The sequence below is a fragment of the Klebsiella sp. WP4-W18-ESBL-05 genome (assembly GCF_014169075.1).
Lineage (GTDB): Bacteria > Pseudomonadota > Gammaproteobacteria > Enterobacterales > Enterobacteriaceae > Kluyvera > Kluyvera ascorbata_B.
On record NZ_AP022057.1, the window covers coordinates 1,378,193 to 1,393,009 of the forward strand.

A 14,817-nucleotide genomic window follows, 5' to 3' on the forward strand; every position below is an offset into this window, starting at 1 on the left:
CCGGCCGAGCGCAGCGACGCCGGGCAAACGTAACAGGAGCACAGCGATGTTTGATACGCTCTCAAAAGCCGGAAAATACCTTGGCCAGGCCGCAAAAATGATGATTGGCGTGCCGGACTATGACAACTATGTTGAGCATATGCGCATTAACCACCCGGACCAGACGCCGATGACCTATGAAGCGTTTTTCCGCGACCGTCAGGATGCCCGCTATGGCGGCAAGGGCGGGGCCAAGTGCTGTTGATTGTTTTAGACATCTAAACGTCTTGATTGCTAAGTCTGCTCGCCATGTTATAGTGATTTAACATTGGCGCTACGCGTGGCAGATAACAAATGAAGACAACGCAACTCATCCCCCAAAGTAAGCTTCCCAATCTCGGCACCACCATTTTCACTCAGATGAGCGCTCTGGCGCAGCAGCATCAGGCGATTAATCTATCCCAGGGATTTCCCGATTTTGACGGCCCATCCTATCTTCAGCAGCGGCTGGCGCACCATGTCGCGAGCGGCGCGAATCAGTATGCGCCGATGACCGGTGCGCAGGTCCTGCGCGAGGCGATTGCCGAGAAAACGGCGGCGCTGTATGGGTATTTACCGGACGTTAACGGCGAGATTACGGTGACCGCCGGCGCCACCGAAGCGCTGTACGCCGCCATTACCGCGCTGGTGCGCGAGGGGGATGAGGTTATCTGCTTTGACCCCAGCTACGACAGCTATGCCCCTGCGGTGGCGCTGTCCGGTGGCGTGGTGAAGCGCATTGCCCTGCAGCCGCCGCACTTTCGCGTTGACTGGCAGGCGTTCACCGCATTGCTCAGCGATAAAACGCGGCTGGTTATCCTCAATACGCCGCATAATCCTTCTGCTACCGTCTGGCAGAGCGCTGATTTTATCGCGTTGTGGCAGGCGATTGCCGAACGGGAAATTTACGTACTGAGCGACGAAGTGTATGAACATATCTGCTTTGCTGAGGCGGGGCACGCCAGCGTATTGGCGCATCCACAGCTTCGCGAGCGGGCGGTGGCCGTGTCGTCGTTTGGTAAAACCTATCACATGACCGGCTGGAAGGTCGGTTACTGCATCGCGCCTGCGGCCATCAGCGCCGAGCTGCGCAAGGTGCACCAGTATCTGACGTTTGCGGTGAATACCCCGGCACAGCTCGCGCTGGCGGATATGCTGCGCGCGGAGCCGGAGCACTATCGTGAACTGCCGACGTTCTACCGGGCGCGGCGTGACCGATTTGTTGAGGCGCTTGGGCAGAGCCGTTTGACGCTGCTGCCCTGTGAGGGGACCTATTTTCTGCTGGCGGACTACAGTGCGATTTCAGATATGGACGATGTGAGTTTCTGCCGCTGGCTGACGAGCGAAGTCGGCGTGGCGGCGATTCCGCTGTCGGTGTTCTGCGATGCGCCGTTTCCGCATAAGCTGATTCGTCTGTGCTTTGCTAAGCAGGAAGCGACTTTACTGGCCGCGGCTGAGCGCCTTTGCCGTCTGTAATTATTTCACCGTCCAGGCCTGTGAGAACTGGCGATTACCGAACATTTCACACAGGCCATTAATCTGCTTAAGGCGCAGAATTTCGTCGGCATCCATACCCAGCTCCTGGCCCATTTTTTCATCGCTCCAGCCAAGATGGCTCAGTTCGCGCACGATATCTGACATCGCGCTAATCTGGTGACGACCGCGTGCGCGGTTGTGGCGCACGGTAGCGGCCATGCGTGAAGGGAGCGAGTCGTCGCGTTTATCCAACTGGGTTATTGGCAGGTAGCCGTGGAAGCGTTTTTTCAGTGCCGCTCTGGACTGCGACAGCATATGGCGATGGAAGCCGTCGACGATTTCGTAACGGTGGGCCTGTTTCTCAATGACCACAATCGGCTGGGTAAAACCGTCTGCCTCCAGCGACTTGGTTAACAGACGTTTTTCCTGCGGCGCCATATTGTTTGGGTTGTAATCATTTGGCGTGACCTGCGCTTCCTTTACCCACAGTACGCAGTCAATCGGCTGATCTTTGAATGGGCTTTCATCGTGCAATGCCTGACGAAATTGGTTAATGGCCTCAATTTTTTCATCCGACGTAAGGTGCTGCAGATACTCATGCAGCTGGTCGATTAGTTTTTGTCGCATAAGATTCCCCATTGCTGACGCTTTTGTTCCATGCGCGCGCGATAGCGCTGATAGTGATTGGCTTTGGTGGGGCTGAATGACAGCATGCGGCACCAGTAATCATTGTTTAACAACACCTTACAAATCCGTCGCCACGACGGGATATCTTTTGAACCGAGATCTTTTTCCTGCTCGTCTGGAATGTCTTCCCAGCCCTGTTTTTGGTACCAGTGCAGGTAGACGGCGATTTTGTTGCGATAATGGTCGGCGGTGGATTCCGGCATGCTGCTCAGCAGGAAATGGGCGTAGCTACGCCAGCTGTGGTTTCCCGGTTTTTCGAGCTTACGATGACCGTAAAACTGATTGTCCTGCCCGGCATACATGCCGCCGCTGTGTACACCGCTGACCCGCTGACACATATCCGCCCAGCGATCCGGTTCCAGTACGTGATACAGCCATAGCCCTTGACGCTGCTCCGGGCCAAACGGTTCGCAGATGCGCATATAGCGTAGCGGGACGCCCGCTTGATACATCAGGTCGTAGAGCGGGTTGTAGGGCTGTTGGGTGCGGGCGAACCATGTCCAGATATCGGCGGTTTTCCAGTCGTATATCGGGTAGACGTACCAGGCGTGGTTGCCGGGTGCGATGGTGGTCCAGGGTTTGTCATCGGCAAAACGGCGTTTGCGCTGCGAGGCAATAGTCAAAAAGCGGTTATAGGATTCGTCTGCGCGGATCCCGACCAGCACCGCCGCCGGGCGCTGTCGGGAAAACCACTCGGCAAATTTCTGGACGAACCGTTCAAAGGTCATGCCCGTCTCGTAAAAAGAAAAGAAGGCGGGGTCGGTAATGGCATCCTGCGGCGGCTGCCGGACCCATTTGATGCCCGGCTCCCAGCATTGCCATTCAGGGGTAAATTGGGTGAGTGAATTTTGCGTGGTGAGCGGTAAGGCAACCCAGTAAAAACAATCGATAACATCCTGGTATTGTTCGCGTAATTTTTCGCAGTGGCTGATGGTATAGGAAAATTGTGCTTCCCAGTCTATAAACAGAATACTGATTTTCTTCCCTATTGCTCGCGCAGCCTGCGCGGTTAAATGCAGCATCACCGTTGAATCTTTACCGCCAGAAAATGAGACGCAAACGCGGGAAAAATTATTTAATGTCCAGACGATGCGTTCCTGAGCCGCATCCAGTACCGATTGCGTTAACGGGAGTTTGACCATGGGCATACTCTGGCCATCCTTGATCGAGAGTTCAACTAAACATGGATGATATAATACAATAGAGTTAAGTCAGCTTGTTAAATAAAATGCTACCAACTTCTGTTTTGTCAGTATTAATTTTACTTTGTGCTTATTTATATTTTTATTATGCCTAATTTAAATCGCATTTATTATTTTGGTGAATAATTCACTGTGCAATACCGCGCGGTTGTAAACTTTATAAATCGTGATTTTAGGCAGTTCGACCGGAAGCGTAATGCGCTTAAGCGCTAAGGTATCTTTAAAGACATTAAACATAGTCAGAGGCAACAGGCCGATCAGATCCGTGTGATGAATGGTGCTGATAATGGCCGTGAGCGATGACGAGCGAAAAGCGCACCGACGTTCCATGAGAAAGTTTTCGCTAGCATACTGGTACTGTTTAATTCCGCTATCCTGAGTGTCATAAAAGGTGAAACTTTCATTGAGCACTTCGTCAATCGAAGCAAAATCGCCAAGTCGGGGGTGATCGTTACGGCTGACCAGTACCGTCGGAATCTCAATAAAGGGCTCGCATACCAACGCCCGGTTGCTGAGCGGGGAGGTGGTAAACACGATATCGGCTTTGCGATAGGTTAATAAATTTTCGACATTGTCATTAGCTCCCGAAAAATCATGGTATTCGACGTTCAGATTGGGTTCACGTAATAACTGACCGATCATCACGGTAAATTTTTCGGAGAAATAGACCTGCGGGCCATAAATAATAAATCGCTTATCCAGCGTGGAATTTTCCATCATGTTAATCGTTTGCTCTATCTGATTCAGGTTCTCAGACAGATGATGATGCAGATTCACCGCGACGGTTGTGGGGGTGATCCCTTTGCCGGCACGGACAAAGAGCGGATCGTTTAGCTGCGTTCGCAGGCGTTGCAGAGACTGACTGACGGCGGAGGGCGTAATAAAGAGCGTTTCGGCGGCTTTACTGATGCTGAGGTGCTGGTATATACACTCAAAAATAACCAGTAAATTGAGGTCAAATCGTTTTAAATCATAAAGATTAGCCATAGTTTATCCTTTTATATTGGGAGGTATATTCATTTACCTCTGAAACCACAATCCATGTGTTCGTAAAACTTAAAAATGCCTAAATCCATGCTTAATATATATCAGACTCTCTATATTATCTACTGCAAAACAAGAAAGGTAAAAAATGAATGGACGTTATGGGTAAATGATTATTCATAAAACGAATATTAAATTAATATAGAAGAGTGAATATGAATAATTTGTCGGTCCTTTCATCTCGTGATGGGGGCCAGGGACGCTCCTTGAGATACGGTGCCGGTAAAGTTCGGTTTAGCATGTAAAACCTCTGTAAAATCAGTGTGTCGTTGAGTTGCAACGAGATAACCTATCACAACCATAGATAAGACCGACGTTGCGCAGATTGCCCCGAATGAAAGGGGATGATGTAATCAGGAGGCTGTTACAGCCTTTGTTAAGGTTATGTAGAGCGCAACACGCAAGCCAGCATCGCTGGCGCTGAGCTCACCCGCGGGTGACTCAGGTAATCGGGCCGCCTCTGTTGCGGCCTTTTTACGTCTGGGGATGGGCGATTTGTGCGTATCCTCGATACTGGTTCACAAAGCTGTCTTGTTCCGGTTGTTAGATAACGCTTATTGATTTGATAATGTAAACGCATTGGTCGAATCAGGAAAAGTTCGTTAACTTAGACCTCAACGAAAACACGGAGGAAGTACTCGATGTCATTAATTAATACTAAAATCAAACCTTTCAAAAACCAGGCGTTCAAAAACGGTGAATTCGTAGAAGTGACCGAGAAAGATACCGAAGGCCGCTGGAGCGTGTTCTTCTTCTATCCGGCTGACTTCACTTTCGTTTGCCCGACCGAACTGGGCGACGTTGCTGACCATTACGAAGAACTGCAGAAGCTGGGCGTAGACGTGTACTCCGTTTCTACCGATACCCACTTCACCCATAAAGCATGGCACAGCAGCTCTGAGACTATCGCCAAAATCAAATATGCGATGATCGGCGACCCGACTGGCGCCCTGACCCGTAACTTCGACAACATGCGTGAAGATGAAGGCCTGGCCGACCGTGCGACCTTCGTTGTTGACCCACAGGGTATCATTCAGGCTATCGAAGTTACCGCTGAAGGTATCGGCCGTGACGCATCTGACCTGCTGCGTAAAATCAAAGCCGCTCAGTATGTTGCTTCCCACCCAGGTGAAGTGTGCCCGGCTAAATGGAAAGAAGGTGAAGCCACTCTGGCGCCATCTTTAGACCTGGTAGGCAAAATCTAAGTCGTCTGCCCGGCGGCACGGCACCGGCCTACAGCCTGTAGGCCGGATAAACGCAGCACCGTCCGGCATCCCACAGGCGCACCTCTGCGCCTGTTTTATTCCAGCATCATGATGCAAGTTGCTTACAGAGGCAGCTCGTATGTGGCCGCTTGCATGATGATGTTTTAAGCCCAGGAGATAAAAATGCTCGACACCAACATGAAAACCCAGCTCAAGGCTTACCTTGAGAAGCTGACCAAACCTGTTGAGCTGATTGCCACGCTGGACGACAGCGCTAAATCGGCAGAGATCAAGGAACTGTTGGCTGAAATCGCTGAACTGTCAGATAAGGTCACCTTCAAACAAGATAACGACCTGGCGGTGCGTAAGCCGTCGTTCCTGATTACAAATCCCGGCTCTCACCAGGGCCCGCGTTTTGCCGGCTCTCCGCTGGGTCACGAGTTCACTTCTCTGGTTCTGGCGCTGCTGTGGACCGGCGGTCATCCGTCGAAAGAGGCGCAGTCTCTGCTGGAGCAGATTCGCGACATCGACGGTGATTTTGAATTTGAAACCTACTATTCACTGTCGTGCCATAACTGTCCGGACGTTGTGCAGGCGCTGAACCTGATGTCGGTGCTGAACCCGCGCATCAAGCATACGGCAATCGACGGCGGTACTTTCCAGAATGAAATCACCGAACGTAACGTGATGGGCGTCCCGGCGGTCTACGTGAATGGCCAGGAATTTGGTCAGGGCCGTATGACGCTGGCGGAAATCGTCGCGAAAGTTGACACCGGCGCGGAAAAACGCGCGGCGGAAGAGCTGAATAAGCGCGATGCGTATGATGTGCTGATTGTTGGCTCCGGCCCGTCTGGCTCGGCGGCGGCGGTTTACTCTGCGCGTAAAGGGATTCGCACCGGCCTGATGGGCGAGCGTTTTGGCGGCCAGGTGCTGGATACCGTCGATATCGAAAACTACATTTCCGTGCCGAAAACCGAAGGTCAGAAGCTGGCAGGCGCGCTGAAGGCGCACGTTAGTGAATACAACGTCGATGTGATTGATTCCCAGAGCGCGTCTAAGCTGGTGCCTGCTGCGGTTGAAGGTGGCCTGCATCAGATTGAAACGGCCTCCGGCGCGGTGCTGAAAGCACGCAGCATCATTATTGCTACCGGTGCAAAATGGCGCAACATGAACGTACCGGGCGAAGATCAGTACCGTACCAAAGGCGTAACCTATTGCCCGCACTGCGACGGCCCGCTGTTTAAAGGCAAGCGCGTGGCGGTCATTGGCGGCGGCAACTCGGGCGTGGAAGCGGCCATCGACCTGGCGGGCGTGGTTGAACACGTTACGTTGCTGGAATTTGCGCCGGAAATGAAGGCCGATCAGGTCCTGCAAGATAAAGTGCGTAGCCTGAAAAACGTCGACATTATTCTCAATGCCCAGACCACCGAAGTGAAAGGTGACGGCACCAAAGTGACCGGTCTGCAGTATCGCGACCGCGTAAGCGGCGACGAACATCACGTCGCGCTGGCGGGGATCTTTGTCCAGATTGGTCTGTTGCCGAACACAACCTGGCTGGAAGGGGCGGTTGAGCGTAACCGTATGGGTGAGATTATCATCGATGCGAAATGCGAAACGAACGTTAAGGGCGTATTTGCCGCTGGCGACTGTACTACCGTGCCGTACAAACAAATTATTATCGCCGCCGGCGAAGGTGCAAAAGCGTCACTGAGCGCGTTCGATTATCTGATTCGCACCAAAACAGCATAAAAAAGAAGACAATACCTGCAATGTCAAAGGCCACCGAAAGGTGGCCTTTTTTTATACCGCGCAGTTAACGTTAGCGCACAACCAGCACGGGAATGTTAGCGTGGCGAATCACGCTGGAGGCGTTAGATCCCAGCAGGTGGGTACTGATAGACGGATTACGAGAACCAATTACCACCATATCGGCGTTGAGCTCTTCCGCCAGTTCGTTCACCGCATCGCGCACGTTGCCCACCCGGACATGCAGCTTAATGCGGGAAGGGTCGATCGTGAAATGACTCACCATGGTGGTCAGCCGGGTTTCCGCCTCCTGCTGTAAATGCTCTTCAAAGCGGCGCAGATCGGCGGCAAAGCGGCTCATGGTGTAGCTTGCCGAACCGGGCAGAACGTGTAGTAGGTGGATAATGCCATCCTGCTGGGCTAAAAACTCCGCGTGACGAATCGCTTTGTCGCTTAACTCCATCTCAAAAACATCAACGGGCATAATGATTGTTTTGTACATAGGCTCCTCCTTGTCTTTATAGAACTATCAAAACACATAATGCATTTTGAATATGTCATTTAGTTCGCAAAATAGTTTATCTCGCGGAGGGGCGTTGTAAAGTTTGGTCAGGCGGGGACAGAAAGAGGATGCATGGCATCCCCTTTAATCATTTCGGCACAGAATTAGCGGTGAAATTCGCCGGCGGCTTCCGGCTGATAAAGCAGTTCAAGCACTTCCAGATGTGTTGATGCACCGCCCGGTAACTCCCAGTGAATGGTGCTACCTGCACGCAGGCCGAGCAGGGCTGCGCCAACCGGAGCCATCACCGAAAGCTGGCTGCTGCTGTCGGTCATCTGCGCCGGGAAGACCAGCGTGCGTACGCGCTCTTCGCCGGTGGTGAGATCGCGGAATCTGACCTGGCTATTCATACTCACTACGTCGTGCGGCATGTCCTCTGGGGCACACATCTGGGCACGATCCAGCTCGTCGTTTAGCGCGCTCGCCACCGGGGAATTTGCGTAAGCAGATTGCTCAAGCAGGCGGTCGATACGCTCGGCATCGAACTCATTAATAATGATGGCAGGTCGGGTCATTATTTACTCCATGTCTATCGATTATCCAAAAGAAAACCCTCACCGCCAGCGGCAAGGGTTCATCTGCTTCCATCATACTGATCCTGGCGTCAGGTTTGAAGTGATGCAGCGCACATTCGCAGATGGCAATAATTTTCGTTGTGTGAAATTTATGCGAAATACATCGCAACCTATAAATCTGGATTATTCTTTTTAGGCTGCGCCTGGCAGCGTCCTCAAAGTACAGGAGATCGTATGAGCGGTTTCGATAAACTGACCCTGAAAGATGGTAGTTATCTCTGGTTTAAAGATTGGGGGAGCGGACAGCCAATCGTATTTAGCCACGGCTGGCCGTTGACGTCTGATGCGTTTGAGGATCAGATGCTGTATCTGGGGTCAAAAGGGTATCGTGTGATTGCCCACGATAGACGAGGCCACGGACGTTCTGCGCAGCCATGGGACGGGCATAATATGGATCAGTATGCCGATGATTTGGCCGAGTTAACGGCGCACCTTAACCTGAAAGATGCGGTGCATGTCGGGCACTCTACCGGCGGCGGCGAAGTCGCACGCTACATCGGTCGCCATGGAACCAGCCGGGTAGCGAAAGCGGTGCTGATTGGTGCCGTTACGCCGATTATGGTGAAAACCGATTTTAACCCGAACGGCGTGCCAGCGGAGGTCTTTGACGGCATTCGTAACGGGGTGGTGGAAGATCGCGGTGGGTTCTTTTATGAGCTGACGGCGGCATTTTATGGCTATAACCGCCCAGGAGCCAAAGAGTCGAAAGCGGTGCGTGAAGGGTTTGTTGAGCAGGGCCTTCAGGGCTCGATTAAAGCGCTCTACGATTGTATTAAAGCTTTTTCAGAAACCGATCTGCGTGAGGACCTGCGTAAGATGACTATCCCGACGCTGGTGATTCACGGTGATGACGATCAGATTGTGCCGTTTGAAACCTGCGGGAAGGTGGCAGCGCAGCTGCTGCCGGACGCTGAACTGAAGGTATATAAAGGCGGTTCGCACGGGATCTGCACCACCCATAAGCACCAGATCAATGACGATCTGCTGGCCTTTATTCAGAAGTAGGGGCGTTTAACCCCCGCAGGCGCGGGGGCGGAAATTAATAACCGTTTTTATCCACCACGAACTGTTTGCCGCAGTTGCCGGGATGCGGCTGTGGCAAAAGCGAGGCCGAGGTCAGCGGATCGTTGATGCTGGCTGATTTGATAGCAATCTGCATTTCCGTCAAATAGGCCGGGTTGCCGTTACAGGTTAGCTTAACGGCTTTGACGTTCTCTTGACCGAAAGCGGTGGCCACCGCGGCATCGAAGCTGGCGCGGGTTACGGTTTTACCGTAGTTGGCGGCCAGGAACTGGCCGAGCGCGCTCTGCTTCACTTCGCCGTTCAGCCGAACCATAGTGCTGAAGTAGGCATCCGGATCGAAGCCAAAACAAACGCCGTGCTTAGCAAATTCATAACGCTCGAGGCAGCTTTTTCCACCGCTGCCGGGCATCACCTGGTTAAGTTTATTGGCCACTTCCAGCGACAGGCCGGTTTCTTCAGCGGCGCATTTACGGCTGGCTTTCGCTTCCGGCATATTTGGAATGGGACGGGTGGCGCAGCCGAAGCGCATCCAGCGGTTGTTATCGACCCCGCGTGAGGCTATTGAGGCAGGCAGGCCCGGCCATAAACCGTGGACCGTTAAATAGTCAGCCTTATTATTGAGTTCTTTAGGCTGTTGGCATTCCAGTGGTTCTTTACGGTTGCGGTCATACTGACTCTGACAAAAGCCCGTTTGCCAGGAGAGCGCCAGTACGTAACGATCGAAGTCACCATATTGCGTCGGGACGAGCGGCTCGGCGTGAAGGCTTCCGGCGCAGAGTAACAGCGCACATCCTGACACAATATTCTTCCTTAGCATTTTCCTGGCTCCACGTTTTTAATCATTTAGTGACGTTATTACATAATAAAATAAGGCGCCTTCAGGCGCCTTATTTATTTGAGCTATCAATGATTATGCGGACGCGCCGGGAACCAGAATTTCGGTAGCGATAATCACCACAATCAAACCCACAATGACCGGTACTGAAGTCCGCTTCACCACTTCGAACGGTGAAATTTTTGCCATCCCGGCAACCGCGACAACGACGCCGGAAACCGGGGAGATGGTACGGCCCAGGTTGGAGGCCTGGAGCATCGGGATGGACAGGTAGGCCGGGTTAATACCGGAGGAGTGCGCCAGCTTTGGAATCATCTCCACGAAAGCATAGAACGGGGCGTTACCGGAACCGGTCGTCATTGCTGCCAGCATGGTCAGCACGACCAGCACCAGCATCAGGATGATGCTGGCGGAGCCGAACGAGGTGGCGATAGAGATCAGGCTATTAATAAAGCCGATGGTGCTCAGACCCTGGGCGAAGACGCCGGCTGCAACCAGCAGCATAACCACGCCGGCGAAGGCGTCCGCCATGCCGCGATAGGCCACTTCCAGACCCGCAAACACGTTCTGGGTGTTAAAGCCGCGGAAGAACTCCAGCACCGCGGCCAGCAGCATACAAATAACCAGAATCGCGATGATATGCAGCTCCGGGCCCCATTTACCGTCAAAAATCAATACGCCGATAATGGGCGTGAACGGTAAAATGGCATAGAAGGACGGCGCGGTAGTGGTAATTTCGCTGACATCCAGCATCTCGTGAGAGATATTTTCTTTTTTGTCCAGGTAGCGCTGCCAGAAGAAATGGGCAATAGCCATCGCGATAATCGCGGCGATAGAGATTGGCAGTGTGGTTTTAAAGGCAAAATCAATTAACGGCATTTCGGCGGCCTTGGCAGCCAGCACGACGTCACCGGACGTCGGAGAGAGAATAATGGCTGCCGGGGAGGCACAAATAGCCGCTGCGGCGCCGCGGCTAATGCCGACGTTAACCATGACCGGGAAGAGAGTCGCCATCAGCAGCACGCCCAGACCGGTAGCGGAGGAGACAGCCAGCGACATCAGGCACGCCACAAAATAGGCCGCAATCATCAGTAAATACGGTGAGTTAATATATTGCAGCGGTTTGGAAGCCAGCTTAACAACCATATCGTTAGCGCCAATGTGGGTCATATAAGCGGCAAAACCACAGAGCATCATAATCATCATGCCGAGATCGCCGCCGCGGCTCATCAGCAGAATTTTAATATATTCAATGATGTCAGTAGCAGAGTAACCCGTGCTGGTTTCACTACTCGGTAAAATCTTATGCCCCATCAATGCACTGGCAATCAGTAGCAGCAGACCGCCGACAAAGAGGACCCCTGTCGCGGAATATCCTTTGATGATGTAGCGGGCTACGCCCACGATAACCACAACACCAATCAGGAGTTCAAAGAACGTTAACATTATTAACACCTATCGCCCAGTTGTAAAATTGATGCAGTGCAGCATCAAAAAGTAAGGATGAAATGTGCCGAAAAAACCGGCGAACTTAGCTGATGAAAATCAAAAAAGAGACTAATTAAAGATGATGACTTTGCAAATTACACGATGTACTCACAAAGCGGAACATTGCCCTCACACTAAGTATAGCGGGCTGCGTGAATAATAAACAGAAAGGTGAATGAAATGTATTATTTCAGTTAGATAACATCGTGAATGGCCGGCGCTGCGGCGGTGTGGTATCGCTTATGCTGTGGGGGAGAGTGTTTGCTTTATTTTATTGTGTCATATTTATTGATTAATGTTATAAATGAAGTGGCTTAGAAATAAATAAGGTTAAACTTTGGTTTTAATATAATTCCAAGCGGTGGGTGGTTATTTATTTTTATAATGAAATGATGTGAGTAAATAATGAAAGTTTTGACTGCATATAATTGACGCTTTGAGTTGATATTTATGCACTTGAGCTGAGGGTCGGGTTGAACAATCATCTAAGAATATTCTAATTTGTAACCAGGCGGTATGAAAAAAACTATGGATTGATGTCGTTGAGACTCAATTGAGTTTATTCTTGTTAGACTATTCTTAATGGATACTTTACTGGCAAGTCTATCGTGTTAAATCTCAATAAAAATTTTGCACTGTCGCTCGTGTTCGCGGGGCTGTCGGCTACAGCACTTCCTGCGGCGGCGTCGTTTAGCGAAACCATAAAAGAGGGTTACAACACCCTTAGCAGCAACATTGCTCAGACGTGGAATGAGCCGCAGCATTACGATCTGTATGTGCCAGCAATTACCTGGCACGCGCGTTTTGCCTACGATAAAGAAAAAACCGACGCGTACAATGAACGTCCCTGGGGAGCGGGGTTTGGCGTGTCCCGCTGGGATGAAAAAGGCAACTGGAACGGCATTTATCTTATGGCTTTTAAGGACTCCTTTAATAAATGGGAGCCTATCGGAGGCTACGGCTGGGAAAAAACCTGGCGACCGCTGGCTGATGATAACTTCCATGTTGGCCTCGGTTACACCATCGGGGTGACCGCACGCGATAACTGGAAATACATCCCGATTCCGGTGGCGCTCCCTCTGGCCTCCATCGGCTACGGCCCCGCAACATTCCAGATGACCTACATCCCGGGTACCTATAACAACGGTAATGTGTACTTTGCCTGGATGCGTTTCCAGTTCTGAAAACCGCTTCTGGAACCAATGCTGAGATAAAGTCAACCTGCAAATAAAAGTTAGCGACATTTATCACTTTTTAACGAAGTTGGGCTGGACAAAACCGACGACAATTGTTGTACTGTTAACTGACACAGATTAGTGTCGTTTTTTCATATAAAGGTAATTTTGATGTCTAAGATTAAAGGTAACGTTAAGTGGTTTAATGAGTCCAAAGGATTCGGTTTCATTACTCCGGAAGATGGCAGCAAAGACGTATTCGTACACTTCTCTGCAATCCAGACCAACGGTTTCAAAACTCTGGCTGAAGGTCAGCGCGTAGAGTTCGAAATCACTAACGGTGCCAAAGGCCCTTCTGCTGCTAACGTCATCGCTCTGTAAGCGACAAATAGCAGTCAGAATTCAAAACCCGCTTAACTGCGGGTTTTTTTTATTCTTTTTATCCCTGACTGGTGGCGCTGAACAGCCAGAACGCCAGCGCCGTCATGGCAAATGATCCGAAAAGGTTAACCGCCACGTTTAACAGCGCCCAGCTGAATTTCCCCGCCTGCAATAGAAAGACCACTTCTGCCGAAAACGTCGAGAAGGTCGTCAGGCCGCCGCAAAAACCGGTGGTGAGCAGCACTTTCCACACCGGATCAATGTGCGGGAGCCGATTAAACCAGGCAAGACCGGCGCCGATAATGAACGCCCCCAGCAGGTTGGCCGTAAGCGTACCCAGCGGAAGCGCATGGTGCATAGGGTTAAAGCGAAAGCTAAGCAGCCAGCGGGCTACGCTGCCGGTACCGCCGCCGATAAAAACGGCTAACAAAAGTTGCATCATGCGAATTTCCTGCCATCTTCGAGTGTGGCCAGAGTTTACCCTTGAAGGGACGATCTGGCTATATACTGATCGATATTCATCATCTTGATATATTAGCAAAACTTAAGGAGTTACGATGCGAGTAGCGGCGGGACAGTTTGTCGTGACACCGGAGTGGCAGGTTAACGCGCAAACCTGCGTGACGCTGATGCAGTCGGCGGCAGCGCTGGGCGCTGAGCTGCTGGTGTTGCCAGAAGCGCTGCTGGCGCGTAGCGATAGCGATCCGGATATGTCGGTGAAATCGGCGCAGCCGCTGAACGGTGGCTTTATGCAGCTCCTCAAGGCGCAGAGCCGTCTTGACGATTTGACGACGATACTCACCATTCACACTCCCTCTTCGGCGGAACGGGCCAGAAATACGCTGGTCGCGCTACGCGGTGGGGAGGTGATTGCTCACTACCATAAGCTGCATCTCTATGACGCTTTTGCTATCCAGGAGTCGAAGCGGGTCGATGCCGGGGGAGCGCTGCCGCCGTTAATTGAGGTGGCGGGATTTAAGGTCGGCCTGATGACCTGCTATGACCTGCGCTTTCCGGACATGGCGCTGGCACTGGCGTTACAGGGGGCTGAGATTCTGGTGCTGCCTGCCGCCTGGGTACGCGGGCCGCTGAAGGAACATCATTGGTCGACGCTGCTGGCTGCGCGAGCGCTGGACACGACCTGTTACCTCGTCGCCAGCGGCGAGTGCGGCACGCGAAACATTGGTCAGAGCCGAATCGTGGATCCGCTTGGCGTGACCCTGGCAGGAGCTTCAACGGCACCGCAGCTGATTGTGTCTGAGGTGAGTCGTGACGATCTTTCACGCATTCGTCAGCAGCTTCCGGTGCTGAAAAACAGGCGTTTTGCGCTACCGCAATTAACATGACGTTTTTTTAAACAATGCTTGATTCACCTTGTTACAGATTGCTATTGTGTGCAC

16 protein-coding genes are annotated in these 14,817 nt (G+C 51.9%); 8 read left to right on the plus strand and 8 right to left on the minus strand.

Going from position 1 to position 14,817, the window contains the following annotated elements; all coding sequences use genetic code 11:
- The first annotated feature begins 46 nt into the window (after nucleotides 1-46).
- Both H7R58_RS06610 and H7R58_RS06615 read left to right on the plus strand, forming a co-directional pair.
- Nucleotides 47-244, plus strand: coding sequence for a YbdD/YjiX family protein (locus H7R58_RS06610; RefSeq protein ID WP_052284779.1), 198 nt, complete (start codon nucleotides 47-49; stop codon nucleotides 242-244).
- An 89-nt stretch (nucleotides 245-333) separates the two neighbouring features.
- Nucleotides 334-1,494, plus strand: coding sequence for a pyridoxal phosphate-dependent aminotransferase (locus tag H7R58_RS06615; RefSeq protein ID WP_182929300.1), 1,161 nt, complete (start codon nucleotides 334-336; stop codon nucleotides 1,492-1,494).
- Here the strand turns inward: H7R58_RS06615 and H7R58_RS06620 are convergent, their stop codons facing one another.
- From H7R58_RS06620 to citR, 3 genes are all read right to left on the minus strand, one after another.
- Nucleotides 1,495-2,121 (minus strand): IbrB-like domain-containing protein, encoded by a 627-nt coding sequence (locus H7R58_RS06620; protein ID WP_106924719.1) that lies wholly within the window; start codon nucleotides 2,119-2,121, stop codon nucleotides 1,495-1,497. It lies immediately after the preceding gene.
- Complete coding sequence (locus tag H7R58_RS06625) at nucleotides 2,106-3,329, minus strand: phosphoadenosine phosphosulfate reductase (RefSeq protein WP_182929299.1); 1,224 nt, start codon at nucleotides 3,327-3,329, stop codon at nucleotides 2,106-2,108. The genes H7R58_RS06620 and H7R58_RS06625 overlap by 16 nt, the downstream gene beginning before the upstream one ends.
- A gap of 150 nt (nucleotides 3,330-3,479) precedes the next feature.
- Nucleotides 3,480-4,370, minus strand: coding sequence for a DNA-binding transcriptional repressor CitR (gene citR / locus H7R58_RS06630; protein WP_182929298.1), 891 nt, complete (start codon nucleotides 4,368-4,370; stop codon nucleotides 3,480-3,482).
- Nucleotides 4,371-5,068: 698 nt separating this feature from the next.
- Here citR and ahpC point away from each other — a divergent pair.
- Nucleotides 5,069-5,632: an alkyl hydroperoxide reductase subunit C gene (gene ahpC / locus H7R58_RS06635; protein WP_106924716.1), complete on the plus strand. Its 564-nt coding sequence runs from the start codon at nucleotides 5,069-5,071 to the stop codon at nucleotides 5,630-5,632.
- Between the two features lie 183 nt (nucleotides 5,633-5,815).
- On the plus strand, nucleotides 5,816-7,381 hold the full coding sequence (gene ahpF / locus H7R58_RS06640) for an alkyl hydroperoxide reductase subunit F (protein ID WP_182929297.1): 1,566 nt from the start codon (nucleotides 5,816-5,818) through the stop codon (nucleotides 7,379-7,381).
- Nucleotides 7,382-7,451: 70 nt separating this feature from the next.
- Here ahpF and uspG read toward each other — a convergent pair whose 3' ends face one another.
- Both uspG and rnk read right to left on the minus strand, forming a co-directional pair.
- Nucleotides 7,452-7,880 (minus strand): universal stress protein UspG, encoded by a 429-nt coding sequence (gene uspG, locus H7R58_RS06645; RefSeq protein ID WP_106924714.1) that lies wholly within the window; start codon nucleotides 7,878-7,880, stop codon nucleotides 7,452-7,454.
- 164 nt (nucleotides 7,881-8,044) lie between these two features.
- Nucleotides 8,045-8,455, minus strand: coding sequence for a nucleoside diphosphate kinase regulator (gene rnk / locus H7R58_RS06650; protein WP_106924713.1), 411 nt, complete (start codon nucleotides 8,453-8,455; stop codon nucleotides 8,045-8,047).
- Between the two features lie 234 nt (nucleotides 8,456-8,689).
- Between rnk and H7R58_RS06655 the strand changes: the two genes are divergently transcribed.
- The gene (locus tag H7R58_RS06655) at nucleotides 8,690-9,520 is read left to right on the plus strand and encodes an alpha/beta fold hydrolase (protein WP_182929296.1); all 831 of its coding nucleotides are present in this window, start codon (nucleotides 8,690-8,692) and stop codon (nucleotides 9,518-9,520) included.
- Nucleotides 9,521-9,554: 34 nt separating this feature from the next.
- Here the strand turns inward: H7R58_RS06655 and rna are convergent, their stop codons facing one another.
- Both rna and dcuC read right to left on the minus strand, forming a co-directional pair.
- On the minus strand, nucleotides 9,555-10,355 hold the full coding sequence (gene rna / locus H7R58_RS06660; protein ID WP_182929295.1) for a ribonuclease I: 801 nt from the start codon (nucleotides 10,353-10,355) through the stop codon (nucleotides 9,555-9,557).
- A gap of 93 nt (nucleotides 10,356-10,448) precedes the next feature.
- Complete coding sequence (gene dcuC, locus H7R58_RS06665) at nucleotides 10,449-11,819, minus strand: anaerobic C4-dicarboxylate transporter DcuC (RefSeq protein ID WP_106924711.1); 1,371 nt, start codon at nucleotides 11,817-11,819, stop codon at nucleotides 10,449-10,451.
- A gap of 677 nt (nucleotides 11,820-12,496) precedes the next feature.
- Here dcuC and pagP point away from each other — a divergent pair.
- Both pagP and cspE read left to right on the plus strand, forming a co-directional pair.
- On the plus strand, nucleotides 12,497-13,045 hold the full coding sequence (gene pagP / locus H7R58_RS06670) for a lipid IV(A) palmitoyltransferase PagP (RefSeq protein ID WP_353654621.1): 549 nt from the start codon (nucleotides 12,497-12,499) through the stop codon (nucleotides 13,043-13,045).
- Between the two features lie 162 nt (nucleotides 13,046-13,207).
- Nucleotides 13,208-13,417: a transcription antiterminator/RNA stability regulator CspE gene (gene cspE, locus H7R58_RS06675; RefSeq protein ID WP_000034825.1), complete on the plus strand. Its 210-nt coding sequence runs from the start codon at nucleotides 13,208-13,210 to the stop codon at nucleotides 13,415-13,417.
- Nucleotides 13,418-13,475: 58 nt separating this feature from the next.
- Here the strand turns inward: cspE and crcB are convergent, their stop codons facing one another.
- Nucleotides 13,476-13,859, minus strand: a complete 384-nt coding sequence (gene crcB, locus H7R58_RS06680; RefSeq protein WP_106924709.1) for a fluoride efflux transporter CrcB — start codon at nucleotides 13,857-13,859, stop codon at nucleotides 13,476-13,478.
- A 115-nt stretch (nucleotides 13,860-13,974) separates the two neighbouring features.
- Between crcB and H7R58_RS06685 the strand changes: the two genes are divergently transcribed.
- Nucleotides 13,975-14,763, plus strand: coding sequence for a deaminated glutathione amidase (locus H7R58_RS06685; protein ID WP_182929294.1), 789 nt, complete (start codon nucleotides 13,975-13,977; stop codon nucleotides 14,761-14,763).
- Nucleotides 14,764-14,817 lie beyond the last annotated feature (54 nt).